Below are 25731 nucleotides of genomic sequence, written 5' to 3' on the forward strand. Positions count from 1 at the left end.
GTGACGCGGAGTCATCAAGCTCTACTCCGCTGGTTCCGGCATCATGCCTGGCGCTTGCTGGGCTTCTGTCTTCTCTTCCATGAAGGTGACAGGGTTGCCAGCAATCGCGTCAGCCAATAGCTGTGCCACTTTTTCTGGATTCTTCACTGCACGCAGCATTGGCTGCGGACGAGCAAATTTCATCGGACGAACAAAGGGCCACATGTGAATATAGCCAACCCGATGCTGTCCCCCGAAATCCAGAGGCAGATCCCCTGTCCCATCCCCGCAAATTCGCATATCTGCAGATTTAACGAGAGAGAATGGCAAATTAACCGTCAGCGTCAGGGCCATGCCGAACCGCATCACCAGTCGCTTTGACGTGATCGTGTAGACCGTGGTGCGGGCATAGAACCATGCCAGCAAACACAGAACACCAACCGTCACCGCCGCGATGGGGGCCATCATCGCAAAAGTCCTGCCGACATCTGCCAATGTCTGCCCATCATGATACCCAGAGGCCGCGCCCCAGGCCAGCAGGATGGCGAAATAGATCGCAACCTTTCGAACATGAAAGACGCGATAGGCAAGCCCGGTCCAGCTCGGCTTGCCCCGCCACAGGATGCGCTCATCCTCCGGCGGGGCTTCCGGCAGGCCCTCTACGGGTTCAAACTCGTGCTCGCCAATGACAGGGGCCGATTTCATAGCAACGGCTCCGACCGGGACGGCGTCGCATACAGGGTGCCGCCGCCATAGAAGCCACAGATCTTATCTTCTTCCAGGCGTGTCACCACATCTGGATTCTTGGTCGCGGGAACCTGAACGAAATGTCCACCCAGGATCGATTTGACCTTGATCTGCCGGCGCTTGGCATCGACCCGCGACAGGGTCATCGGCAACAGACGCATGCCCGCACCTGGGACATCGACTTCCAGATAACGAATGATGTATTCGCCGGTATCGACCCAGATATCGGCAACCGTGCCACCAACAACGCCATCGGCCCCGACAACATCCATGCCACGGGGATCAGGATCATCTTCATCCACATGGAAGCTGCCCGCGATCCGCAGCGGCTTCAGTTTTGGAGACCCGTCGATCGCGGCGTCTGGAATATCCTGACGCTGCGCATAGGCAGCGGGACCAACCCCGTCGACCATCGGATTGCCGGTGGGAACCAGGGGTGCACCAGGATGACCGGCCGACGGCTTGGCTGCTATCGGGCGATCATCAGACAGGCCATTGGGGGCCATCACCGTAGACCCATCCGCCATACGGAAGGTCTTGGGGGATGGTACATCGGGATAACCCCGACTGGACGCGCGGGGATTGCGCTCCGTCAGATCATTCTGCAGCGGATAACCTTCCCGCTTGCTTTCCTGATGCAGATGGAGAACCAAAAATGCAAAGAATACCCAGAATACATACAGCACGATCTGCGCTGCATCGATGTATCCTGTTATCGCTCCGACTTCCATGGGAAACCTCCCTTTCTTTATGGTCTAAGCCGCTCTCGGCTAGCCCGGAAATTGAACCAGGCCAAATTTTGTTCCAACAGGTACGGACTTTTCAGACCGGTAATTGACCAACGGCCCGATCGCCGCCAGCGTGGCAAACAACAGCAAAATTTCTAAATGATAGACGACCGAATACCCCACCGACGGATCGGTCAGGGCCACACCCAAAGCACCCTTGGCAGACAATGTGCCGACAAAGTCCCGCAATGCCCCGCCCAGGAAGGCGGCGACACCGGTTGCGGTCGCGGTCACCGCGCCCCAAGCCCCCAGCGCCAGACCGCTGTAGCCATCCCGTGCAAGGGCCATCGCCGCCGTTAATGTTCCTGTGACAAACAGCCCGCCGCCCACACCAATCATAAACGTGCCGATGCGGAACAAGGTCGGCGAATGAAACGGCGCAGAGAAAATTACAGCGGAAAAGGCAAAAACACCTATTACCGCACCGAACCCAGCCAACCGATGCACGTCACCGCCCTGGCCCAATTTGCGTGCCGAATAGGCCAGACCCAACAGGGTCCCCCCCGCCAGCAATGCCGTCAACAAAGTGGTTGCACTGACGCTGAGACCCAGGATTTCGCCGCCATAGGGCTCTAACAGGATATCCTGCATACTAAAGGCGGCGGTTCCCAAACCAACCGCAATCAACAGACGCTTCACCCGACCCGCCGCCAGAAATTCGTTCCAGCTTTCCTTAAAACTGGGGCGTTCCAGATCAGGTGCGGTTTGTGCCGGATCGCGGGTTTCCTGTTTCCAGACCGCAATCAGGTTCAAGACGACGGTCACCGCCGCTGCGCCCTGAACCAGTTGGATCAGCAGTTTTGGATTATAATTCTGCAACAGAAAGCCATAGACCAAAGACGCCCCGACCATGCCGACCAACAGCATGACATACAGCAGCGCCACAACGCGGGGGCGCTTGTCTTCCGGGGAAATGTCTGTCGCCAGCGCCAGACCGGCAGTCTGGGTCGTATGCATGCCCAGGCCAACCATCAGGAAGGCCAGGGCTGCGCCAACGACGCCAAGCTCCTGCGGCCCGCCGCGCACATCACCCGACAGAACCAACAGTGCGAAGGGCATGATCGCCAAGCCGCCAAACTGCAACAGCGACCCGTACCAGATATAAGGCAGGCGCCGAACGCCCAGATAGGATTTATAGGTATCGGACTTAAACCCGATCAAAGCCCGGAACGGGGCAACCAATAGGGGCAGGGAGACCATCACCGCCACAACCCAGGCCGGCACATTTAATTCAACGATCATTACGCGGTTCAATGTCCCGGTCAGCAGCACGGCTGCCAATCCAACGCTGATCTGAAACAGGGATAAGCGCAACAGGCGACCCAGTGGTAGTTCCGTTGAGGCGGCATCCGCGAAAGGCAGATATTTTGGTCCTAACTGAGACCAGAACCGCTGAATCTTTTTGACCCGGCTGCGTTTCATCGCACCACAAGCTCCTGTGCGTGGGACATGTAAAATCCGGTCGTAACCCGCAAATCACGCCCAGTGCTCCATCCCTGAATTTCAGGACGGGCCAGGAATAACTGACGGATTTTGGTGTTGCTGATCGGCTCAATGAAGGGTGCGCGGTTGCCTTGCGGAAACATCCGCCCGACCGCATGCATCACTGTCAGCATCGGGGTGCGCGGCGCATGGGTGAACAGGATCGACTTGCGTGTGCGCTTGGCCAAACCAGCCAGCATCGCTGCCATATCTGCGGCCTTATAATGGATCATACTGTCCATCCCGACGACATGATCAAATGACCCCAGATCAGGGGACAGCATATCGCCAGACAACCAGGCCACGGTGCCCGCCAGATCCGTCGGTGCGCGCTCCCGCGCCAATTCCACCAGGGTCGGGGACAGATCAATTGCCGTCACATCCGCGCCCCGTCTGGCCGCCTCTATCGACAGAGCACCGGTGCCACAGCCTGCATCCAGGATTGTCACACCAGTCAAATCTTGTGGCAACCAGGACAGCAGGGCATTGCGAATCTGATCCCGACCAGCCCGAACGGTCGCGCGGATCTTGCTGACCGGGGCATCGGTGGTCAGCTTCGCCCAGGCTTCAACCGCAGTGCGATCAAAATAGGTCTCTAACTGACCCCGGCGTGCAATATAGGTTCCGGTTTCCATTGGTCCGGCCTTTCTCAATCAAAGCCCAGAAAGTCAAAAATATCGCGGTCCTTCATCGGGATCGCATCCAGCGGTTCCACCCCGGCATACAAAGTAGCAGCCAGCTTCATATACTCGTTCTGAACCGCCTCAAGTTCCGGCGATGGTTCCATTTCAAACAGCACACTTTTCTTCAATCGGCTGCGACGAATGACATCCAATTGTGGGAAATGGGCCAGGGTCTTCAGGCCCACGGCCGCGTTGAAGCGGTCTATCTCATCGGTGGCATCGCTGCGATTGGCGATGACGCCGCCGACGCGAACATCATAATTCTTGGCCTTGGCATTGATCGCCTGGACAATGCGGTTCATCGCAAAGATCGAGTCAAAGTCATTCGCAGTCACGATCACCGCGCGTTCGGCATGCTGCAGCGGCGCGGCAAATCCGCCGCAAACCACATCACCCAACACATCGAAGATCACCACATCGGTATCTTCCAGCAGATGATGTTCCTTCAGCAGTTTTACGGTCTGGCCGACGACATAGCCGCCACAGCCGGTGCCAGCGGGCGGGCCACCGGCCTCCACACACATCACACCGTTATAGCCTTCGAAAACGAAATCTTCGATGCGCAGCTCTTCGGCATGGAAATCAACCTGCTCCAGCGCATCAATCACGGTGGGTTGCAGTTTTTTGGTCAGGGTGAAGGTGGAGTCATGCTTGGGATCACAGCCGATCTGCAGCACCCGCAGGCCCAGCTTTGAAAAAGCAACCGACAGGTTGGAAGATGTCGTTGATTTCCCAATCCCCCCCTTGCCATAGACGGAAAAGACCTTGGCCGTGTCAATCTGCATGGCCGGGTCCAGATGCACCTGAACGCTGCCATCGCCATCCATGCCACGGCGCAATCCTTGAGGCTTGGCCACCGTCGATTTCGCTAGGGTCGATCCGTCGCGCTTCATTGTGTCGAGTACAAAACTCATGCCGCTGCCTCCGCGTTAATGCCTTCGAGCCGGTCTTCCAACTCGTCTCCCGCTGCCTGAAGGGCAGCGAGCGTTTCGGGATCTGGTGTCCAGTAATTGCGCTCATGCGCTTCCAGCAGACGGTTGGCGACGCGCGCCGATGCCTTTGGATTAAGCTCCGCCATCCGGCGACGCATGTCTGGATCCAGGACGTATGTTTCTGTGATCTGTTTAAAGACCCAGGGGGTGACTTGACCGGTCGTCGCCGACCAGCCCAGTGTGTTGGTGACGCAGGCTTCAATCTCGCGCACGCCTTCATAGCCATGCTTCAGCATGCCTTCATACCAGGTCGGGTTCAGCATGCGGGTGCGCGCTTCCAGGGAAACCTGTTCCGTCAATGTACGGATTTTGCCGTCATTGCTGGTCTGATCCCCGATATAGACGGGAATGCCCACGCCGCCGGAGGCGGTTTTTGCGGCCCTGGTAATGCCGCCCAGCGTATCAAAGTAATGATCGATGGTGGTCACACCCACTTCCACCGATTCCAGATTTTGATAGGCCAGTTGCACACCGGCCAGCATCGTATTCATCAATGCCTTTTGCGGCTGCGGGCTGCCATTCACGCCATAGGCGAAGCTTTTATGTTCCGTGAACATGGCGCCCAGTTCGCCTTCGTCCTGCCATTGGCCGCTGCCGACCAGACCATTAACGTTGGAACCATAATTGCCATCGGAATTGCTGAACACGCGCAGGGCTGCCGTGTCCATGTCGCAGCCCTTTTCCACCTGATAGGCCAGCGAATGCTTGCGAACGAAATTCATATCCAGCGGCTCATCCGCCTTGGATGCCATAAGGGCTGCTTGCGCCAACAACTTGGTCTGCAAGGGCAACAGATCCCGGAAGATGCCAGACAGGGTCATAACAACATCAATCCGGGGACGCCCAAGCTCTTCCAGCGGGATCAAAGAGGCCCCAACCAAACGCCCGAAACTGTCAAAGCGGGGTTTAGCCCCAAACAATGCCAGGGCCTGACCAATCGGCCCACCTTCGCTTTTCAGATTGTCGGTACCCCACAGAACCATGGCGACCGATTCCGGGAAGCCATTGCCGTCAGCCACATGGCGTTCGATCAAGCGTGTTGCTTGCCGCGCCCCATCTTCAACCGCAAAGGCGCTGGGCAGGCGGAAGGGGTCGAAGCCATGAAGATTCCGCCCGGTTGGTATGATTTCAGGCGTGCGCAGGATATCGCCTCCCGGAACAGGCCGCACATAACCGCCGTCCAGGGCATGGATTAGGGCACCCAGTTCATGATCTTTTGCCAGCAGAGCATTTGACCGAACCAAGCCCGCCAAAGCCGCCATTTCTTCAGCGGATCCAGATAATCCGGCCATTTTCGCCGCCGCCTTGGCATCCGCCCCGGCAACAATCGCCTGAATGGCACTGCGCGGCAGGGCCTGGTCATAGGCCGACTGGCTCATCAATTCCAACAGATCTATACGGGCGTCTTGTGACATGCCCTGGCCGACAATATGCAGACCATCCGGGATCAGGGTCGCTTCCAATTCCCGCAACCGGGTCTGTAATTCAAAGATTTCCGGTTCGGAGGAAACGCCCCACTGTGGGTGGTCTTCCGCCAGGTCCAGGGCGACAGCCTGACTTTGAATGATTTCCGCCAGACCCATGCGCGATTCGACGTCATCTGGATGTGACGACCGCCACCGATCCAGCGAGGCCTTCAAATCGATCAGCCCTTTATACAGACCTGCCTTATGTACCGGTGGGGTCATATAGCTGATCAACGTCGCAGCGGACCGGCGCTTGGCAATCGTCCCTTCTGACGGGTTGTTTGCGGCATACAGATAGAAATTCGGCATGGACCCGATCAGCCGTTCCGGCCAGCAGGTTGCCGACATGCCCGCCTGTTTGCCCGGCATGAATTCCAAGGCACCATGGGTGCCAAAATGCAGCGCCGCATCGGCCTGGAACTCTTCCCGCAGATAGCGATAGAAGGCGGAAAAGGCATGGGTCGGGGCGAAGTCTTTTTCAAAGAGCATCCGCATCGGATCCCCTTCATAGCCAAAACCCGGCTGAACCGCGACCAGGACATTGCCGAACTGCATGCCCAGCACGAAAAGGGACCGACCATCGGTCAATTGCCGACCCGGCGCGGGCCCCCAACAGGCTTCGATCTGTTTCAGATAGGGTTCATTCCGAACGTGATCATCGACCGATATCGTCGCATGGACATTGGCATCGGTTCCGTATCTGTCGCTGTTCCCGCTGAGAACCAGTGCGCGCAGGGCGTCGGCATCCTGAGGCAGATCGCCCACTTTGTATCCCTGGGCCTTCATTTCCGTCAGCGTGTTGAACAGGGATTCGAATACAGACAGGAAGGCCGCAGTTCCCGTCGCCCCGGAATTTGGGGGGAAATTGAACAGAACAACCGCGATTTTCTTCTTCGCCCGTTCGGTCTGGCGCAGGGATACGATCTTTTCGACCCGGCGGACCATGACATCGACCTGGACCGGATCAGCGACCATGGAACTGCCGCCTTCCACTTCTCCACCGCGGCGCCCGCCATAGACACTGGGCGCGATCACACCATCCAGTTCAGGGATCGCGACCATGATCGTTGCCTCAAATGGCATCAATCCCTGATCCGACCCACGCCACTGATCCAGGGTCTGGAATTCCAGCGCATGGCCCGACAGGCAGGGTACATTTAATCCATCCAGCATTTTCGATGCGGCGACGGAGTCATTATAAGCTGGCCCACCAACCAGAGAGAACCCGGTCAGGCAGATCATCGCATCCACCGTCGCCGTGCCATCCTTTTGGAAGAACTTCTCCACCGCCGGGCGCGAATCCAGACCATTGGCAAAAGCAGGGATCGCCCGCAGACCGCGCCGTTCCAGCGCCGTAATCACGCCGTCATAATGGCCGGCATCGCCTGCCAGCACGTAGGAGCGCAACAGGATCAAACCGACGCGGCCTTTTTCGGGCACGGCCATTTCCGGCAGATCTGCAACTTCCGTGACAGTGCGCGCGCCCAATCTGGGGTGATACAGACCAACATCTGGATAATCGATAGGCGGGGCCGCCTGAACCATGCTGCGCAAGGGTAACCGATCCCCCGCCGCGCAGGTCTGGATCAGGAAGCGAACCAGGCTGGCCAGGTTCACATCACTGCAGGCCAGCCAGTATTGCATGACCATGAAATAGGCCCGCACATCCTGGGCGGAACCTGGAATATATTTCAAAATGGCTGGCAGCCGACGCAGCATCGCCATCCGGTTTTCGCCGGAATTACACAATCCGCGACAGGCCTGTTGCGACTTACAGGGGATCGGCTGATTGCATTTCCGGTCTTTCTGGCCACCGGACCCTTTCAGCTTTTTCAACAGATTGATTGCAGCTGACGGCTTTGCCTGCATGTCGAACCGGCCCAGGCGTGTCAGCTTCACGATTTCTGCCGCAGACATGCAGGCAATCATCGCATCACAATTTTCCCGGCGGGCCATCAGATCAGGCATAACGGCCTGGATCTGGTTTTCAACAAACAGCATCGCCACCAGAATGATATCCCCCGTTGCGATATCCGCCCGGCAGGATGCCAAGGCCTTTTCCGATTTGTCCCAATCAACGGCGGCATGGAATTTCAGGTTAAGGCCGGGCAATTCTTGCTCAAGGACCGGACGGGCGCGGTCCATCGCCCCGCGCAACACGCTGTCGAGGCCGATAATCACAACATTGATCGGGACGGCGTTACCGTCCGAAATGCGCTTTTGCATCATACAATGTCTCTAAAGTGATCGGGGAAATGCCCTTTTCCCGCGCGTAAAGCTCTGTGTTCTTCCGTGCCTTGCCCCGCACGAAAAAGGGTATTTTCTTCAACTCTGCTTCTGCATCTGGCAGCCAGTCTGCGGTCCATTCTGTAAGGGTCGCCGTACTGTCGCCTGCTGGAGAGGGGGAAATCGGGTCCTGGGTTTCCGGGCGCTCTTTCACCGCGCCATGTCCCAGATGCGACGCCTGCGCATCGCCATGAAATTCGAAATCTTCCCGGAACATGCCCAGCAGATGTTCTTCCAGCCCCATCATCAGGGGATGCACCCAGCTATCAAAAATGACATTCGCGCCTTCAAATCCCATCTGAGGGGAGTAACGCGCCGGGAAATCCTGAACATGAACCGGGGCGGAAATCACCGCACAGCCAATCCCCAACCGCTTGGCAATATGGCGCTCCATCTGGGACCCCAGAACCATTTCCGGCTCCAGCGCTTCGATGGCAGCTTCGACTTCCAGATAATCGTCGCTGATAAGTGCTTCCAGACCGTATAGTTTCGCGGCATCACGGACATCGCGCGCCTGCTCCCGGCTATAGGTGCCCAGACCCACAACGTTAAAGCCGAATTCCTTATCTGCGATACGAGCAGCAGCAATGGCATGGGTCGCATCACCGAAGATGAAAACCCGCTTGCCGGTCAGGTAATTCGAATCCACAGACCGGGAATACCACGGCAGCCGTGTCGGGGATTGGGCCAAAACCTCACTTGGGTCGATATCGGCTATTTCTGCGACTTCCGCGATGAAATCGCGTGTTGCGCCAACGCCAATCGGCACCGTCCGTGTATAGGGTTGCTTGAAGGTGCGGTGCAGCCATTTCGCTGCTGTTTCAGCGATTTCCGGATACAGTACGACGTTGAAATCCGCATCACCCAAATTCTGAATATCAGCCGCAGTCGCATCCATTGGCGCGACGCATGCAACCTCTACCCCCAATGATGTCAGCAGCCGCGTGATTTCGGTTATGTCATCGCGGTGACGGAAACCCAATGCCGTTGGGCCCAGCAGGTTACAGCGTGGGCGCTGTCCCTGTGGGCGTGCAGGGCGCTGCCAACCGGCTTCCGGGGCCTTCGCCCCGGCAAGTCCGCGCACCAGATGATAAAAGGTTTCCGACGCGCCCCAGTTTTCCTTACGCTGATAAGATGGCAGTTCCAGGGGAACCACAGGAATGGGCAGATTTAGGGCTTTCGCAAGACCCGCAGGATCGTCCTGAATTAATTCAGCGGTGCAGGAAGATCCTACCAGCATAGCCGCTGGCTTGAACCGCTCATAGGCCTCGGCCATGGCAGATTTGAACAGTTCCGCTGTATCCGTTCCCAGATCGCGGGCCTGGAACGTCGTATAGGTGACCGGCGGGCGTTTCTGGCGGCGTTCAATCATCGTGAACAACAGATCCGCATAGGTATCCCCCTGCGGCGCATGCAGAACATAATGAACGTCCTGCATTGCAGTTGCGATGCGCATTGCCCCAACATGGGGCGGGCCTTCATATGTCCAGACGGTCAGTTGCATCGCGTCAGACCTCCAGCCGGGTGCGGCGCACCAGGGGGCGCGCGAAAAGTTCTGCCAGATCGCCCGCCTGCTCAAAGCCCTGGATCGGCGTAAAGACCAGTTCGATGGACCATTTCGTAGCGCGGCCTTCCGCCTCTAACGGGTTGGCCAGACCAAGACCACAGACGATCAGGTCCGGATTGCTGTCGCGGCATCGGTCCAATTGCTTCTCAACATCCTGCCCTTCGCTCAACTGCACACCCTCCGGCAACAGATCAAGTTCCTGTTCCAGGTGCTGGCGATGCAGGAAGGGGGTACCGACTTCGATCAGTTTCATGTCCAATTCACGGGCCAGGAATCGGGCCAGCGGCGGCTCCAATTGAGAATCCGGGAAAAAGAAAACACTCTTCCCGCCCAGCGTTTTCTTCTGGCGGTCAACAGCAACCCGGGCCCGTTCCTGCCCCGGTGCGACAACCTTCTGGAAATGCTCCGGATCGACAGCAAATGCCTGTGCCGCAGCTTTCAGCCACCGCGTTGTTCCTTCCGCGCCCAAAGGGAATGGCGCTGAAAGTCGTTTGGCGCCGCGATCTTCCAATATCCGACCGGTATCGCCCAAAAAGGGCTGGGCCAGAAGATATCGGGTATTGGGGCCAACCGGCGGCAGATAGCGGCTGTTGCGCGGCGGCAGAAAATAAACAGGACCAATCCCCAATTCTTCGAACAAACGACGGAATTGATCTTCCACCACATCCGCCAACGACCCCACGATCATCAACGAGGCGGGCGCATCGGCGTCTTCCATCGGCAATTCCGGAACCAGAGAGGCCAGACAGGCGTCTTCCCCCTGAGTGAACGTGGTTTCGATCCCACTGCCAGAATAATTCAGGATTCGGACATCTGGCATATATTGGCGCGACAACCGTTGCGCCGCGCGGGACAGGTCCAGCTTGATCACTTCTGAAGGACAGGATCCGACAAGGAACAGCAGTTTGATATCCGGGCGGCGCTGCAACAGGCGCGTTACCACCCGGTCCAATTCTTCATTCATATCGGCCAGACCGGCCAAATCCCGCTCGTCAATGATCGCCGTACCAAACCGGGGTTCCGCAAAGATCATCACGCCGGCGGCTGATTGGATCAGATGCGCACAGGTTCGCGACCCGACCACCAGAAAGAAAGCGTCCTGGATTTTACGATGCAGCCAGACAATTCCGGTCAGTCCACAGAAGACTTCCCGCTGCCCCCGCTCCCGGATCACAGGCTTTTCTGAATCCTGCCGAAGTGCGGGTGCCGTGGTGCAGGCGATTGGTTGGTCCAGAACAGAACTGCTCATAAGGCTATCCTCAACTGATCGGGGAAAGCCTTATTCGTGTCTGTTTCAGTGCGTGCCGGTTGCGCCTGAAGTCTTGCATGCTGAAGGCGCGCGGCCCGCAATTTCCAGATGAATTGCGCGGCGTTGATGACGTAGGTCGCATAGGCCGCCAAAGCCAGAAGCATCAGCTCAAAAGGCGTTGCCAGACCAAAAAACACCATTGCCAGATAGGCAGTGTGCAACGCCAGCACCAACATGCTGAACACATCTTCCCAGAAGAAAGCCTTGGCAAAAAGCCATTCACCGAACACGACCTTTTCCCAGATCGATCCGGTAATCATGATTGTGTATAGCGCGAAAGTCTTGACCACGACGGACGCGGTGGCGATCTCATAGCCCTGCCCCGTCGCAAGATAGGCGAGAACAAAATACAGGCTGACCAGGAAGATAACGAATTGCGCTGGCGCCAGAACACCTTGGACCAGCGTCCAAACCGACGCATCACGACGTTTGCGCTGTTCTGGCGTGTAAAGCTCCCGCACCACCCTATTTGGCTTATAGCCTGTTTTCATCGGCCTGCTTCTCCTGCATGTCGCCTTATTACCGACAAGTCTAAATCGGAATAGGCGCGAGTGTCAATTAAAGTTGACGTAAAAGAAAACTTACATTCTGAATTTTATTGGTGTACAGTCGACAGACAGCGCCAAAGGGAGGCGCCCGTATCGCGTTTTGGTAGGACTGACGGCATTAAAATTCGGGTGGATGACGTTATAGGACGGCTTGTTAGGAAGTCTAAGAAGGCGCGCCACCAGAAATTTTCGTCACGGATGACGATTCAGGAAAATCCTGCTTCTGCATTCACCATAAAGTGTGGTTAACTAATTACTGGAAACGAACGCGGATTGGGAAAGAGGTTGCCTGACACAGGCAATTCCTGGAAAACAGCCCCGAAAAAATCAGGCTGACCCAGGAAAAATACAACCCGACCAATTCAAACAGCAGTGATTGGCAGACCATGTTCCCGCTCCCGGGGCGCGATTCCAACTATACGGGAGGTCAGAAATGGCGAGCCTAATGCTGCGTAGCACGATCGCACAAGACGATCGAGTAGAAGGCCGATTTGGCCTTGGGGGGATCGCGGTAAACCGCGATAGACGACGGGTGACGACATCAAATAATGGTGCACAGAAATCACGCCTAGATCTTGTCATTGAAGCAGAAATCATTCCGCGCCTGATGGTCGCGCATAGTGTATCGGTTGGCGTGGAGGCCTATCAGGATCCGCCAGTGGCGGCCACTCTGGACGACGCAGAGATAAAAGACTTTTGTCAATTGATCTTGAAACAAGAGGTCCCCATCGCCTTCTCTTACATAGAGGCGATACAGAGCCAGGGGATGAAGCTGGAATCGGTTTTCCTGGATTTACTGGCCCCGGCGGCAAGAAATCTGGGGACAATGTGGGAAGAAGATACAGTCAATTTTGCGGATGTGACGGTTGGGCTGTCCCGCCTGCAACAGATTCTAAGAGAGTTGAGCCCAAGCACAGACACCACACTGGATGAGCTATCGGTTGGGCACCGCGCCTTATTGGCATCGGTACCGGGAGACCAGCATACATTCGGTGTCTTTATGGTGGAGGAATTTTTCCGCCGCGGTGGCTGGGACGTCGTGACATGCGTTTTGGAATCGTCAGAAGAATTACTGGAGCTGGCCTCTATGGAAGAATTCTCCATTATTGGCTTTTCCACCGGACGAGACGATTTGTTGGATCAACTTGCATCGGATGTCCGTAGTCTTTATAGGGTTTCCAAGAATAGAGATGTTCGAATACTTGTAGGAGGCCGTTGTTTCCGCGATGACCCGGTCTTGGTGGAGAGAATTGGCGCAGATGGAACTGCTTCTGACGGTCGGGAAGCCGTCTCAATCGCAAATGCACTTTGTGGCGTAGCAATGCGAGGGTAATGGTGGCGAAAGCCATCACAAGAAAAGGGTTGAGGATGGACACGCGAGCAGACAGCAGCATGAATGGCGGAACCCCCTCCGCCAAACCCATGCTGCTAAGCCTTAACCCACAACAAGCCGGGTCCGTTGTCGCCGCTGCGGCCGATATTACATTGGTGATGGACAGCGATGGCACGATTCGCGATCTGGCAGGCGGCTCAGAAGACCTTACCCAATTTGGTTTTGATCAATGGCTGGGCAAATCTTGGTTTGATGTTGTCACTATTGAAAGCAAACCAAAACTGAAGGATATGCTGGAAAGCGCTGCAAATGCTGCGGCACTGAGATGGCGACAAATCACCCATAAGACAGACAATGGTACGGAAATTCCCGTCCGGTATGCCACCATCTCGCTGGGGGATGGTCGGGTTCTGGCAATTGGCCGCAACATGCAGGCCATGGCGGAAATGCAGCAACGTCTGGTCGAAGCCCAGATGTCGATGGAACGGGAATATGCGCGCATGCGCCGGGCCGAAACCCGCTATCGCCTGCTATTCCAATTGGCATCCGAAGCAATTCTTATTCTGGATGCCACGACCAATAAAATTGTCGAAGCCAATCCCGCAGCATGCAAACTGTTATCGCGTGAGGAAAAGCGGCTGGTCGGCAGTTCCGTTGCTTCCGCTTTTGACAGCGAAAGCCGAGGCCGGGTGCAGGATCTTGTTACCAAGATTCGCGACGGCGCGACGGGTGAAACAATATCGGCTGTGACGGCGGAAAGCCATGCCGACCTGACACTGGCCGGATCGTTCTTCCGTCAGGATGGCAATTCATTCTTTCTGATCCGACTGGTTTCAAAGGATGCGACGTCAGCGGGCGAGGCATCGTCCCATAGCAGCAATGTCGTTCAGAATGTGATGGAAACGCTGCCGGAAGGGTTTGTCGTCACCGATATGAATGGTGAAATCCTGAAGGCAAATGACGCCTTTCTGGATATGGCCCAGGTCGGCACGGAAGAACAGATCAAGGGACGTGCGATCAATCGATGGATCGGTCGGTCCTCCGTTGACCTGAATGTCCTGATGGCGAATTTGAAAGAGCATGGTTCTGTCCGGTTCTTCGCCACCGTATTGCGTAATGAATTTGGCAGTTCAATCGATATCGAAATTTCTGCCGTTTCGGTTGAAGAGGGTGAAATTCCCTGTATCGGCTTTATCATTCGCAATCTGGAAGGGCGCGTCACCTTGCCGGAAACCCGAGCTGGAACAGGCCCCCGGTCGGTTGAGCAATTGTCCAAACTGGTCGGACGAGTGCCGCTGAAAGACCTGGTACAGGAATCGACGGACATTATCGAAAGCATGTGCATTGAGGCGGCCCTGGAACTAACCGGTGACAATCGTGCCTCTGCTGCGGAAATGCTGGGGTTGAGCCGCCAAAGCTTGTATGTGAAGCTGCGCCGGCATGGCCTGAGCCAACGGGAATGAGGGCTGAAAAGCGCTATCATTGTCGTCGAAATCCTTACCCTGTGTGTCATTTTAAATTTACATTTTATTGTCAACTTAGATTGACATAATTCTGTCTCAGCCCTAGGCTGATTGCATGACAGAACAGATTGCCTTGAAAGCACAATCATCCCTGCCAACGCCCGGCGCGTTGTTGGAATTGCTGAAGCCAATCACCTGGTTTCCGCCGATGTGGGCCTTTGCCTGTGGCGCTGTTTCTTCCCCTGTCCCTTTCATGGAACGATGGGACGTCATCTTGCTGGGCATATTGCTGGCAGGCCCTCTGGTTTGTGGCACCAGTCAGGTTGTAAATGACTGGTTCGACCGTCATGTCGATGCCATCAATGAACCCGGACGCCCTATTCCATCCGGTCGCGTCCCCGGACGCTGGGGCCTGTATATGGCGCTGGTCTGGACGGTGCTGTCGCTGGTCGTCGCCTACAGTCTTGGGATTTGGGTTTTTTCCGCTGCCTGTATCGGCATGGCACTGGCCTGGGCCTATAGCGCGCCCCCGTTCCGGTTAAAGCGCAATGGCTGGTGGGGAAATTCCGCCGTGGGGGCCTGTTATGAAGGGCTTCCCTGGTTCACTGGTGCGGCTGTCATGGCTGCAACCCTGCCCGATACCAAGATCATCCTGATCGCCGCGCTCTACAGCATCGGGGCGCATGGCATCATGACCCTGAATGATTTCAAATCCATCGATGGGGATCGCCAGATGGGCCTGAAGTCCCTGCCCGCCATGCTGGGAACGGACAAGGCCGCCCGATTGGCCTGCTGGGTCATGGGCATTCCGCAGGTTGTTGTCATCGGCCTATTAATTTACTGGGGTGCGCCGCTGTTTGGCGCGTTGGTCGCTGCGGTGCTGACGGTTCAGATTTATCTGATGTTCCAGCTATTGGAATCTCCCCGGGAAAAGGCGCCCTGGTATAATGCAACCGGCATCAGCCTGTATGTCAGCGGCATGATGGCCTCTGCCTTTGCCTTGCAAAACCTGTTGGACGGAGGGCTGTAGATGAGCACGGCCCGATCATCCGGCATGGGATGGATTGATATTCTGCGGTGTGGCCTTGTGCAGACTGCGCTTGGGGCCATCGTCGTCTTAACCACCTCTACCTATAACCGCGTCATGGTCGTGGAACTGGCCCTGCCCGCCATGGTGCCAGGGGCTCTGGTCGCGCTGCATTACGCCATTCAATTATCGCGCCCCCGCTGGGGCTATGGCTCTGACATGGGGGCCAGGCGCACAAACTGGATTATCGGCGGTGTTGCGATTTTAGGCATCGGGGCCGTGCTGGCTGCCATCGCAACCGGCTGGATGCAAACAGCCGCAACGGCAGGCATGGTGCTGGCCGTGTTCAGCTTCGTGTTGATCGGGGCCGGTGTCGGGGCGGCGGGAACATCCCTGCTGGCCTTGCTGGCAACACAGGTGGACCCCGCCAGACGGGCCGCGGCCGCCACCATAACCTGGTTGATGATGATTCTGGGCATTGCAGTCACTGCCACGATTGCAGGGAAAATGCTGGACCCGTTCAGCCCGGAACGCCTGATCGCGGTTGCCGCCAGCATCGCAGGCATCGCCTTACTGGTCACCCTGTTGGCGACATGGCGGCTGGAACGATCCAATTCATTTCCCGCAGACCAATCAGAACCATCCCAGAAGCCCCCCTTCCGGCAGGTCTTTGCCGAAGTATGGGCCGAACCAGAGGCCCGCCGGTTTTCAATTTTCGTCTTTGTTTCCATGCTTGCCTATAATACCCAGGATCTGATCCTTGAGCCTTTCGCAGGGCTGGTCTTTGGCATGACGCCAGGCGAATCAACACAACTGACCGGCGTGCAGCATGGCGGCGTTTTTCTGGGCATGATCCTGGTCGCATTGGCGGGCAGCAGCCCCTTACGCCGTTGGATCGGGTCTTTAAAGGGGTGGACGGTCTGGGGGTGCATTGGATCTGGCGTGATGATGACCAGCCTGGCACTGGCAGGACGTATCGGTCCCGATTTCCCACTACAGATCGCCGTCTTCCTGCTGGGGCTGGCAAACGGGGCCTTCGCCGTTGCCGCCATCGGATCGATGATGAAACTGGCCGGGTATGGCCGTCCGGGGCGGGAAGGAATTCGCATGGGGGTCTGGGGCGCAGCCCAGGCGCTTGCCTTTGGGATCGGCGGATTCATGGGAACGATACTGGTCGATATCACACAGGCCGTGTTTCGGGACCCAGCCCTTGCCTATGGCAGTGTTTTCGCTTTTGAGGGAGTGCTGTTTCTTATCTCGGCCATCTTGGCCGCGCGCATTGATAGTCCGGATCGTCCGGCACAGCGTTTTATGGCCGCCCCCGCAGAATAGGCGGCCCGTAGGGGAGTTTGATCAATGAACTCGTTACACATTTATGATGTTGTGGTGATCGGTGGTGGCCCGTGTGGCGCGACTGCTGCTGAGGATCTCGCGCGGGCTGGACGCTCAGTCCTGTTGCTGGACAGGGCGGGCCGGATCAAACCCTGTGGCGGTGCAATTCCCCCGCGGCTGGTGAGAGATTTTAATATCGATGAACGGCAACTGGTTGCCAAAGTGCGGGGCGCGCGCATCATCTCCCCCAGCGACCGGCTGGTTGATATGCCCATTGATGATGGCTATGTCGCGATGGTGGACCGGGAACATTTCGACGAGTATCTGCGCCGCCGGGCGGGCCTGTCCGGGGCGATGCGGGCGACGGGCACGTTTGAGCGTCTGGAGCGCGACACCGATGGGACCGCGATCATCTGCTATCGCATGGGAAAAGACGGGCCCCTGGAAACGGTGCGTTGTCGTGCCGTCATCGGGGCCGATGGTGCGCGTTCCGTGGTCGCCAAACAGGCGTTGCGGGAAGAACATGTCCCCTGCGTCTTCGCCTATCATGAAATTGTCCGCGCGCCTGCCAATGACAGCGGCACCCCTGCGCGGTATGACGGTCAACGCTGTGATGTCTATTATCAGGGCGGGCTGTCCCCTGATTTTTATGCCTGGGTCTTCCCGCATGGCGACACGGCCAGCATCGGCACCGGCAGCGCCAATAAGGGGTTTTCCCTGCGTGGTGCGGTGGCCACCTTGCGGGAACAGAACGGCATGGCTGGGCTGGAAACCGTAAGGCGGGAAGGCGCGCCAATCCCCATGCGTCCCCGCAAATGCTGGGATAATGGCAAGGATGTCCTATTGGCGGGCGATGCGGCGGGGGTTGTCGCGCCGGCATCGGGTGAGGGGATATATTACGCCATGATCTGTGGTCGCTTTGCGGCTGAGGCGGTTGAGGAATTGCTGGCGACCGGCGATGTGAAAGCTCTGGCGCGCTGTCGCAAACGGTTTATGAAAGACCATGGGCGTGTCTTCTGGATTCTGGGAATCATGCAGAAATTCTGGTACAGCAGCGACAAACGCCGGGAACGGTTCGTTTCCATGTGCAACGATGCGGATGTGCAGCGACTGACCTGGGAATCGTATATGAACAAGAAGCTGACCCGGCGGGACCCCATGGCCCATATCAAAATCTTCTTTAAAGATATGGCCCATTTATGCGGGTTCGTATCCTCCAAAGCTTAGGCATATGATGCGTTTGCAGAGTTTCCGCCCCTGGAAACCAACCCTGGCGGCGGCGGCCTGGGCTGTTGTCACTGCCGGGGTCGGCGGGGCCCTGACCACGATTGGCCCCTGGTATCACGATCTGACAAAGCCGGTGGGGCAGCCCCCCGATTGGGCGTTCGGTCCCGCCTGGACCCTTATCTTCACGCTGACTGCCATTGCCGGTGTCTGGGCCTGGCGCGACAGTGAAACCGCCCGACAGCGCCGCCGCATTATAGCCGCCTTTATCCTGAACGGTGTGTTGAATGCGGGATGGAGCGGGCTGTTCTTTACTCTGCAACGACCGGATTGGGGTCGGATTGAGGTCGTCTTTCTGTGGCTGTCGGTCGCGTGGATGATGTGGGTGGTTGCTCCCTATTCGCGGCGTGCGATGCTGATATTGATCCCATACCTGCTGTGGGTCGGCTATGCGTCGCATTTGAATTGTGGCGTCGTGCGCCTGAATGGGCCTTTTGGCGGATGATGCCCCCCTTCCCCCTGGTCCATATCGCAGATGCGATTTTACTTATCATCGCAGCAGAAGCGCTGTTTCTGACTCATCGCGCCACCAGGGGGGGACCGGCTTTGGCACGGTTTCTGCCAAATCTGATTTCAGGCGCCTTTCTGGTTCTGGCCCTGCGCCTGGCTTTGGGGGGGGCCCATTGGCTGACGCTGCTGGCCTGTCTGGCGGGCAGTTTTGCCGCCCACCTGTATGATCTATGGCGCATGCATCGTTAGGATATCCGGCTGAATTAAAACGGATGTTCTAACGCGCATCCTTATCCGCGCGGGCCAGGGCCGCCATCGGATCTTCCCGTGGCCCCAGAACTGCCTGACCAATCGCAACTTCCCCCGGTCGCAATTCCACCGCATCCGAATTGGAATCGATTTCGGCCGTTATTGCCTGGGCCAGGGCCAGGACGCGTTCTTCCGCTGCGGTACCAGCAAGACCGGTCAGCAGAACCAGGAACTCCCCATCCCCAATTCTACCCGCAGGTTCACTGTCTTCCAGCGCTGCCCGCAGGGCCTTGCCCAGGGCAATCATGGTTTTTTCCGCCCCAGATCGACCGACCTTATCGCGAAACCGGGCAAAGCCGGTCACCCGCAATAAGGCGATTTCACTGGCGCGCCCTTCCTGACGGTCCAGCATTTCCAAATGCCGGATTTCCGCCAGCAAGGTATCATGACGCAACAGCCGCGTGTCGGGGTCATGATGCCGCTCATCTTCCAGCCAGGCCACCCGTCGATCCGCCGCCTGTAAGGCATCCTGTAACTGCTTTAGTGTATCGGTGAAGGCCTGCAGCGCGGCTCGTGCATTGGGCTCTGTGGAGTCCAGATCCAATTGATGAATCTCAATCGGATCTTCTTCAGCCCTCCCTTCCGCCTGTCGGTCCCGCCATGCGTCCAGGGCATCCCGCTCCCGCTCCGCTGGTGATTTTAAATGGGTCGATGTGATGCCCGCATATGCAGAGACACCGCTGCGCTGAACGAACGGAATTTCATGCTTCACAAGGTTGGTTTCGTCTGTCTTCATGCTGTCACCATACACCACTTGCGCCCGCGCGCCGCGTCCTTATACTCGCGCCCTTCCCGGTTACTTTCCGGGTTTTTACATACTAGCACAAAGGTGAGGAAAGACGATGAGCGATGCGCCCCTGATCGGCATTGTGCCCCTGGTCGGCATTGTTATGGGCAGTCAGTCGGACTGGCCAACGATGAAACACGCCGCCGCCGTTCTGGAGACTCTGGGAATCGCCCATGAAGTCAAAATCGTTTCCGCCCACCGCACGCCAAAACGCATGGTCAGCTATGCCGAAACCGCGCGGGACCGCGGGTTAAAGGTTATCATCGCCGGGGCCGGGGGAGCCGCCCACTTGCCAGGTATGATCGCCTCAATGACCCCGCTGCCGGTTTTTGGCGTCCCGGTAGAATCCACTGTCATGAAGGGCCAGGACAGCCTGTTATCCATCGTCCAGATGCCAGCGGGCATTCCTGTCGGGACGCTGGCCATCGGGCGTTCCGGCGCGGTGAATGCCGGCCTGCTGGCAGGATCCGTGATCGCCCTGAACGATCCAAAGGTCGCTGCTGCCCTGGACACGTATCGCGCGACACAAACTGCAGCCATTGCTGAGGAACCCAACCGTGATGAATGATGGCACGCTTCCCCCCGGCAGCACGATTGGCATTCTGGGTGGCGGGCAATTGGGCCGCATGCTGGCAATCGCTGCTGCACGTCTGGGCTATCGCTGTCATATTTTTGAACCCCAGATCGATTGCCCGGCCAGCCATGTCGCCCAGCATACCGCCGCTGGATATGATGATACCGCCGCCCTGGATGCCTTTGCCCAATCGGTTGATGTTGTCACCCTGGAATTTGAAAATGTCCCGATTGCTGCGGTTCAGCGTTTGGCTAAAACCGTGCCGGTCCGCCCGGGGGCCACTGCCCTGGCCATCGCGCAGGACCGGGTGACAGAGAAATCCTTCCTGAATAAGGCCGGGATCGAAACCGCCCCCTGGGCCGCAGTCCAGTCACAATCAGATTTGGATGCTGCCTTGCAGAACATCGGTCTGCCCGGCGTTCTGAAAACGGCCCGCCTGGGCTATGACGGCAAGGGACAGGCAACCCTGCAGAGCGCAACGGATGCGATGGGCGCGCATGAGAAACTGGGGTCCGTGCCCTGTGTCCTGGAAGGGTTTGTCGATTTTGCGCTGGAAATTTCCGTCCTTGCTGCGCGCGGTCTGGATGGATCTATCGCCTGTTTTGAGCCGGTAGAGAATATTCATCGCGATCACATTCTGCACAGAACCCTTGTCCCGGCGCGCATTGATGCGGCCATCGCCCAGCGCGCGACCCAAATCGCAACCCAGACGATTGAGGCGCTGGATTACATCGGCTTGCTGGCGGTGGAAATGTTTGTCTGCCGCGATGGGCGTGTGCTGGTCAATGAAATGGCCCCCCGGCCCCATAATTCCGGGCATTGGTCAATCGATGGCGCAGCGACTTGTCAGTTCGAACAAACGGTACGGGCAATTTGCGGCCTGCCCTTGGGCGATACGACGCGGATCAGCGATTGTGAGATGCGCAACCTGATTGGCGATGAAGTCAATGATTGGCGTGAAATTCTGGTACAGCCCGGCGCGCGGCTGCATCTGTATGGCAAGGCCGAAAGCCGCCCTGGCCGCAAAATGGGCCATGTGACGACGCTTCACAGCCCAACGATCACCGTACGGCCCAGTAAATCCCAGAGCCAATGAAGACCGGTACCCATAGGAACGGGGCCAGCGCAAACAGCAACGACAGCGTATAAATTTTCCGGCTATGCAACAGAACAGCCAAACCGATCAGGGTTAAACCGCTGACCGGATAGTAAATTGCCGCATCCGCCATCCCCCAGGGCATATTGCGCAGTGAATCCCAAAGGATCATCACCACAACAGCCATCAGCACACCCAGGGGACACAAGGCCGCTGCGGCAATAACGATGGCATTGCGAGAGACCAATTGCGCCTCTTCCCGCCATCCCTTGGCCTTCGCGTCTTGCAATTCCTCCCGCAGATGCTTGATCAACATTGGGCAGGCTTACCAAGTGCCGCGCATACCGCCGCGCCCGAACGACCGAAAGGCCTTCATCCGGGCAGCCACACGACCTGGAACATTCAACGGCAAGCTTTGCGCCACAGCAGAAACACGGCTTTTCAGTTTCGGGATTTGCATCACGTTTTCGATCCGACGATCCAGAAACGCGCGTGTTTCGGAAAAATCCTCCGTCTGATCATTCAACCAGACCATCAGGGTCGAAGAGTAAACCCCGCTCAACAACATCCGCTTGGAATAGAAATTCCAATCCGTGGAGCGATCCCCCGCCGCAAACCACATATCGTCAACCGTCCGATACAGCAGTTGCAGGGCCAGACCGGCATTCTGAGGTTTTGACAGGATGGCCAGCCCCCGTCGAATGGCTTCTCGGTCCTGGGCATTCTGCTCCAGCCGTGTCATCACGGCGGTGGCGATCCTTTCGCGAATTTTCAGGCTGTCCAGATTTGCCTTCTCCAATGCGACCATCATGCGCCGGTCGGCCATCTGACTGTGCCAGGCGATCATGTCGCGGGCATCGCCTGGAAACAGCGCTTGGGCGTCTGATTTATCCAGGCCGATATCTTCCGCCCCGCGCAGCAATGCGGCACGGGTCCAGCCGTCAAATGGGACATGCGTCACAACGGCTGTGATCAATTGATCGCGCTGGGCTCTGATATCCGATTGATCGGCGTCAGGGATTTTTACCATTGCTGCATCTCTCCTTCTGCTTTGCCTAGTCTTTTGGCACAGACGCCTGTGCCGACAGCAAACGCTGGGCTTTCTCGGGCACACCATGGCGCAACTCTTCCCGAAAGATCAATAAACTTAGATCATCCATACGCTGAGGGTAGAGGATTCCATCAAGATGGTCACATTCATGTTGCAACACCCGGGCATGAAATCCGTCATAGTGTTCATCAATCGAACCCCCATCCGGGGTTTCGGCCTGCAGGCGAATGCGGGTCGGGCGCGGGACGACCCCCACCATATCGGGCACAGACAGGCACCCTTCCCAATCATAGGCGATTTCTTCCCCAATTGGGGTGATGATCGGGTTGATCAAACAGGTCAAGGGCACAGCGGGTTTATCCTTCCCGGCCCGGCCTGCTGACACGTAATAGACAACCGCTCGCAGCGGCGCGTATACCTGGGGGGCCGCCAGCCCTGTCCCTTCGGCATCTTCCATTGTCTCGATCATATCCGCCAGCAGGCGTTTCATGTCTGGCGAAGCGGGATCAGATATTGGCTGTGCGACCTGTCGCAGGACCGGATGACCCATACGCGCGATCTTAAGAATTGCCATAATTAAGCCCTTTCCCTGTCTGGCTGTCTTTAAGGGTTCACAAACCCCTAATGAAGTGCTATACGCCGCCCTCATCTCCGAGGGATACGCTCTCGGTGTCTATGGATTAAACTTCAATCGCTTGAAAGGCGGGTGAAAGCAAGTGCAGGTCATCGTACGCGATAATAACGTCGATCAGGCTCTTCGTGCGCTCAAGAAAAAGTTGCAGCGTGAAGGCGTCTTCCGGGAAATGAAGCTTCGTCGGCATTTTGAAAAGCCGTCGGAAAAGAAAGCCCGTGAAAAGGCAGAAGCGCAGCGGCGCCACCGTAAACTCTTACGGAAGCGCCTGGAGCGTGAAGGGTTCTAGATTAACGGACCTGTCACCGACCCTGCAAAGGATCGGTTGATCGTTACAGTGGAAACGCTCTTGAGCCCTAGGTTCGAGGGCGTTTTTGCATTTAAAGCCAGCTTTAATGCTATTGCTTGATATCCACAAAATCCAGTCGTGTCTTCAAATGCGCCAGATCTTCAGGCAGGGGATTGCTGCTGGCATAACTGTCATAGACCAACTGACCATGGACCCGCAGCAAATCGCCCAGCTTGGGATGGGCGATTTCGCTTAAACGGGACAGGGCATTTGCCAGTGTCACCAGCATCAGCAAATTGTCCGAGGAAGACCGACGCAGCGGATGAAATACGGCATCGATCAGGCTATCGGCAGTGTAACCCGGTATTAGAACCCGCACACAGCCATCATCATCGACAATACTTTGTTCTGTCAGGCCACATTGGACGCTGCTGTTCAGCGCACCGGTCAGCCGGTCAATGCAACTGATTGCGGTAAAAGTGTCATTCACACCGGGCGACAGCGCACGCAACGCGATCTCGATCAGAACATTGATCGCATATTCGATGTCATCAACGGCACTGCGCGATTTGGTCAGATACACACAATTGATTATCTGCTCATGGATTGACTCGCGGGGCTCATCGTCCAGCTTTCTGCCGGCGGTTACAGTAATAAACTGCTGGTCTTTCAACACGAAGGTGCCAATCTTTTTCAGCAATTTTACTTCCAGGTCATGCTCACAGGCCAGTGAATACAGGGTTTCCTGTTCCACGATGGTCAGATACCCGTTTTCAACGCTTTTGAGGGGGATACAGTCTTTCTCTTTGAGAGACTTGCTGGTCTTGTCGGCCTGTTTCTCAACACTTTTCACGATCTGGGACAGTTTATCTTCCAAGCGTCGTGAAATTTCCGCGACTTCTTCGTCAATCATCACGCTGCGCGACACGGATTGAACAAAGTAGATCAGCTGCAAAACCGACAAAACCGCCAGCAGGAACGAAAAATTGACCGACAGGACCGGGACGTTGGTTTCTGATGTCTGGTGCAGCACCGTCAAGGAAACCAGAAACGTAGCGCCCAATAGTCCCGCGGTAATCTGATTGACACGATCACCGGTAAAACGCTGCAACAGGCGCGGCCCAATGTTTCCTGCCGCCAGTGTGAATACAATCAGGACCAGTGAGTAAACCAGACCCAAAGTCGTGATGGCCGCACCAGAGATAACCGACAGAACACTTTCCGCTGTATCCTTTGCGACCCAGAACCAACCCGCCTGCAAAAAATCCGGCAGATGCGGCTGCAGCGTGCGATCCAGGTACAGAAGGAGCATCGAAAACAGCCAGATCGAAATGGCAATGACACCAGGAATCGTCGCCAGGGCCCGTATCTTGAAAACTTCGCCAATGGCGTATTTCAGCGTTATCAGAAAACCCACAACTATCCTTTCACAGCAAAGGCCAGATAATTCACGTCTATATCACGTGGGGCCAGATGGAAGTCATCCTGAATTGGATTATACGCCATCCCACAGATATCACTGACGATCATCCCGGCCGGGCGCAACGCAGCAGCCAGTTCGCTTGGTTTTACAAATTTTCGCCAATCATGGGTGCCACGCGGCAACCAGCGCAGCACGTATTCGGCCCCAACAACGCCTAAGGCAAAGGATTTTGCCGTCCGGTTGAATGTCGACAGCGCCATCGCGCCACCCGGTCGAACCAATGCCGCAGCATCTTCAATAAAGGCCTGCAAATCGGACACATGTTCGACCACTTCCATATTCACAACGGCGTCAAACTGTTCGCCTTGCGCCACCAGATCATCGGCGGTTGTGTGGCGATAGCGGATATCCAACCCCATGCGTTGGGCATGGTTATAGGCAACATCAATAGACTGCCCTGTGGCGTCCACGCCCGTCACGGCTGCACCAAGGCGGCTTAAGGGCTCACAAATCAAGCCACCGCCACAGCCGATATCGCATATCGTAAGGCCTGACAGCGGCTTTGGCCCCAGAGGATCGCGCCCGAACCGGGCACACAGGCGATCACGGATATAGCCGATACGCACGGGATTTAACATGTGCAGCGGTTTGAATTCCCCATCCGGGTCCCACCATTGGTCTGCAATGGCGGCAAATTTTTCGATCTCTTTCGGATCAACTGTTGATGCAGCACGTTCAGTCATAGGGAATTTCCGATTCAGGTTGGTAATTCTTGCACGCGAAACCTGTAGCGAGTATGGATACGCCGCCCGCGCGGGGCAAGCGGTCGCATGCC

25 protein-coding genes are annotated in these 25731 nt (G+C 56.8%); 10 read left to right on the forward strand and 15 right to left on the reverse strand.

Going from position 1 to position 25731, the window contains the following annotated elements; translation table 11 throughout:
• Positions 1–21: 21 nt before the first annotated feature.
• From puhB to bchF, 9 genes are read right to left on the reverse strand one after another with little or no spacing between them, the layout of a single operon-like run.
• Complete coding sequence (gene puhB, locus ACOSDM_RS13325) at positions 22–684, reverse strand: photosynthetic complex putative assembly protein PuhB (RefSeq protein ID WP_420725034.1); 663 nt, start codon at positions 682–684, stop codon at positions 22–24.
• Positions 681–1457 (reverse strand): photosynthetic reaction center subunit H, encoded by a 777-nt coding sequence (gene puhA / locus ACOSDM_RS13330; protein ID WP_420725035.1) that lies wholly within the window; start codon positions 1455–1457, stop codon positions 681–683. Before puhA ends, puhB begins: the two co-directional genes overlap by 4 nt.
• A 39-nt stretch (positions 1458–1496) precedes the next feature.
• Positions 1497–2936 carry a BCD family MFS transporter gene (locus tag ACOSDM_RS13335; protein WP_420725036.1) on the reverse strand — a complete coding sequence of 480 codons (1440 nt, stop codon included), beginning with the start codon at positions 2934–2936 and terminating at the stop codon, positions 1497–1499.
• Positions 2933–3631 carry a magnesium protoporphyrin IX methyltransferase gene (bchM, locus tag ACOSDM_RS13340; RefSeq protein WP_420725037.1) on the reverse strand — a complete coding sequence of 233 codons (699 nt, stop codon included), beginning with the start codon at positions 3629–3631 and terminating at the stop codon, positions 2933–2935. The genes ACOSDM_RS13335 and bchM overlap by 4 nt, the downstream gene beginning before the upstream one ends.
• A gap of 14 nt (positions 3632–3645) precedes the next feature.
• Complete coding sequence (gene bchL / locus ACOSDM_RS13345) at positions 3646–4572, reverse strand: ferredoxin:protochlorophyllide reductase (ATP-dependent) iron-sulfur ATP-binding protein (protein WP_420725252.1); 927 nt, start codon at positions 4570–4572, stop codon at positions 3646–3648.
• A 17-nt stretch (positions 4573–4589) separates the two neighbouring features.
• Positions 4590–8366 (reverse strand): magnesium chelatase subunit H, encoded by a 3777-nt coding sequence (locus ACOSDM_RS13350; RefSeq protein ID WP_420725038.1) that lies wholly within the window; start codon positions 8364–8366, stop codon positions 4590–4592.
• Positions 8338–9927, reverse strand: coding sequence for a ferredoxin:protochlorophyllide reductase (ATP-dependent) subunit B (gene bchB, locus ACOSDM_RS13355; protein WP_420725039.1), 1590 nt, complete (start codon positions 9925–9927; stop codon positions 8338–8340). Before bchB ends, ACOSDM_RS13350 begins: the two co-directional genes overlap by 29 nt.
• Before the next feature lie 4 nt (positions 9928–9931).
• Positions 9932–11239: a ferredoxin:protochlorophyllide reductase (ATP-dependent) subunit N gene (locus ACOSDM_RS13360; RefSeq protein WP_420725040.1), complete on the reverse strand. Its 1308-nt coding sequence runs from the start codon at positions 11237–11239 to the stop codon at positions 9932–9934.
• Entirely contained in the window at positions 11236–11790 is a 555-nt protein-coding gene (gene bchF, locus ACOSDM_RS13365; protein WP_420725041.1) for a 2-vinyl bacteriochlorophyllide hydratase, read from the reverse strand. The genes ACOSDM_RS13360 and bchF overlap by 4 nt, the downstream gene beginning before the upstream one ends.
• A gap of 490 nt (positions 11791–12280) precedes the next feature.
• On the opposite strand from bchF, the gene ACOSDM_RS13370 reads away from it, so the two are divergent.
• The 7 genes from ACOSDM_RS13370 (at position 12281) to ACOSDM_RS13400 (ending at position 18985) form a co-directional block, all read left to right on the forward strand.
• The gene (locus ACOSDM_RS13370) at positions 12281–13180 is read left to right on the forward strand and encodes a cobalamin B12-binding domain-containing protein (protein WP_420725042.1); all 900 of its coding nucleotides are present in this window, start codon (positions 12281–12283) and stop codon (positions 13178–13180) included.
• Between the two features lie 35 nt (positions 13181–13215).
• The gene (gene ppsR / locus ACOSDM_RS13375) at positions 13216–14643 is read left to right on the forward strand and encodes a transcriptional regulator PpsR (protein WP_420725043.1); all 1428 of its coding nucleotides are present in this window, start codon (positions 13216–13218) and stop codon (positions 14641–14643) included.
• A gap of 115 nt (positions 14644–14758) precedes the next feature.
• Positions 14759–15673 carry a chlorophyll synthase ChlG gene (chlG, locus tag ACOSDM_RS13380; protein ID WP_420725044.1) on the forward strand — a complete coding sequence of 305 codons (915 nt, stop codon included), beginning with the start codon at positions 14759–14761 and terminating at the stop codon, positions 15671–15673.
• Entirely contained in the window at positions 15674–17002 is a 1329-nt protein-coding gene (locus ACOSDM_RS13385; protein WP_420725045.1) for a BCD family MFS transporter, read from the forward strand.
• 24 nt (positions 17003–17026) lie between these two features.
• Positions 17027–18229 carry a geranylgeranyl diphosphate reductase gene (locus ACOSDM_RS13390; protein WP_420725046.1) on the forward strand — a complete coding sequence of 401 codons (1203 nt, stop codon included), beginning with the start codon at positions 17027–17029 and terminating at the stop codon, positions 18227–18229.
• A gap of 4 nt (positions 18230–18233) precedes the next feature.
• The gene (locus ACOSDM_RS13395; RefSeq protein ID WP_420725047.1) at positions 18234–18731 is read left to right on the forward strand and encodes a TspO/MBR family protein; all 498 of its coding nucleotides are present in this window, start codon (positions 18234–18236) and stop codon (positions 18729–18731) included.
• Positions 18728–18985 (forward strand): hypothetical protein, encoded by a 258-nt coding sequence (locus tag ACOSDM_RS13400; RefSeq protein ID WP_420725048.1) that lies wholly within the window; start codon positions 18728–18730, stop codon positions 18983–18985. The genes ACOSDM_RS13395 and ACOSDM_RS13400 overlap by 4 nt, the downstream gene beginning before the upstream one ends.
• Before the next feature lie 28 nt (positions 18986–19013).
• On the opposite strand, the gene ACOSDM_RS13405 is transcribed toward ACOSDM_RS13400, so the two are convergent.
• On the reverse strand, positions 19014–19781 hold the full coding sequence (locus ACOSDM_RS13405) for a diguanylate cyclase domain-containing protein (RefSeq protein WP_420725049.1): 768 nt from the start codon (positions 19779–19781) through the stop codon (positions 19014–19016).
• 106 nt (positions 19782–19887) lie between these two features.
• On the opposite strand from ACOSDM_RS13405, the gene purE reads away from it, so the two are divergent.
• Together purE and ACOSDM_RS13415 are read left to right on the forward strand one after the other, a co-directional pair.
• Entirely contained in the window at positions 19888–20400 is a 513-nt protein-coding gene (gene purE, locus ACOSDM_RS13410; protein ID WP_420725050.1) for a 5-(carboxyamino)imidazole ribonucleotide mutase, read from the forward strand.
• Positions 20393–21502 carry a 5-(carboxyamino)imidazole ribonucleotide synthase gene (locus tag ACOSDM_RS13415; protein ID WP_420725051.1) on the forward strand — a complete coding sequence of 370 codons (1110 nt, stop codon included), beginning with the start codon at positions 20393–20395 and terminating at the stop codon, positions 21500–21502. Before purE ends, ACOSDM_RS13415 begins: the two co-directional genes overlap by 8 nt.
• Here the strand turns inward: ACOSDM_RS13415 and ACOSDM_RS13420 are convergent.
• Genes ACOSDM_RS13420 through def form a run of 3 tightly spaced genes read right to left on the reverse strand, consistent with a single transcriptional unit; the run spans position 21468 to position 23127 of the window.
• Positions 21468–21818 carry a hypothetical protein gene (locus ACOSDM_RS13420; RefSeq protein ID WP_420725052.1) on the reverse strand — a complete coding sequence of 117 codons (351 nt, stop codon included), beginning with the start codon at positions 21816–21818 and terminating at the stop codon, positions 21468–21470. The genes ACOSDM_RS13415 and ACOSDM_RS13420 overlap by 35 nt on opposite strands.
• A 9-nt stretch (positions 21819–21827) precedes the next feature.
• The gene (locus tag ACOSDM_RS13425) at positions 21828–22532 is read right to left on the reverse strand and encodes a COQ9 family protein (protein ID WP_420725053.1); all 705 of its coding nucleotides are present in this window, start codon (positions 22530–22532) and stop codon (positions 21828–21830) included.
• A 25-nt stretch (positions 22533–22557) separates the two neighbouring features.
• Positions 22558–23127 carry a peptide deformylase gene (gene def / locus ACOSDM_RS13430; RefSeq protein ID WP_420725054.1) on the reverse strand — a complete coding sequence of 190 codons (570 nt, stop codon included), beginning with the start codon at positions 23125–23127 and terminating at the stop codon, positions 22558–22560.
• A gap of 142 nt (positions 23128–23269) precedes the next feature.
• Between def and rpsU the strand changes: the two genes are divergently transcribed.
• Positions 23270–23473: a 30S ribosomal protein S21 gene (gene rpsU, locus ACOSDM_RS13435; RefSeq protein WP_169624038.1), complete on the forward strand. Its 204-nt coding sequence runs from the start codon at positions 23270–23272 to the stop codon at positions 23471–23473.
• 109 nt (positions 23474–23582) lie between these two features.
• On the opposite strand, the gene ACOSDM_RS13440 is transcribed toward rpsU, so the two are convergent.
• Both ACOSDM_RS13440 and ubiG read right to left on the reverse strand, forming a co-directional pair.
• Positions 23583–24890 carry a DUF2254 domain-containing protein gene (locus ACOSDM_RS13440; protein ID WP_420725055.1) on the reverse strand — a complete coding sequence of 436 codons (1308 nt, stop codon included), beginning with the start codon at positions 24888–24890 and terminating at the stop codon, positions 23583–23585.
• A gap of 2 nt (positions 24891–24892) precedes the next feature.
• On the reverse strand, positions 24893–25639 hold the full coding sequence (gene ubiG / locus ACOSDM_RS13445; RefSeq protein ID WP_420725056.1) for a bifunctional 2-polyprenyl-6-hydroxyphenol methylase/3-demethylubiquinol 3-O-methyltransferase UbiG: 747 nt from the start codon (positions 25637–25639) through the stop codon (positions 24893–24895).
• Between the last annotated feature and the right edge of the window lie 92 nt (positions 25640–25731).

The sequence above is a fragment of the Hwanghaeella sp. LZ110 genome (assembly GCF_048892525.1).
GTDB lineage: Bacteria > Pseudomonadota > Alphaproteobacteria > UBA8366 > Aestuariispiraceae > Pacificispira.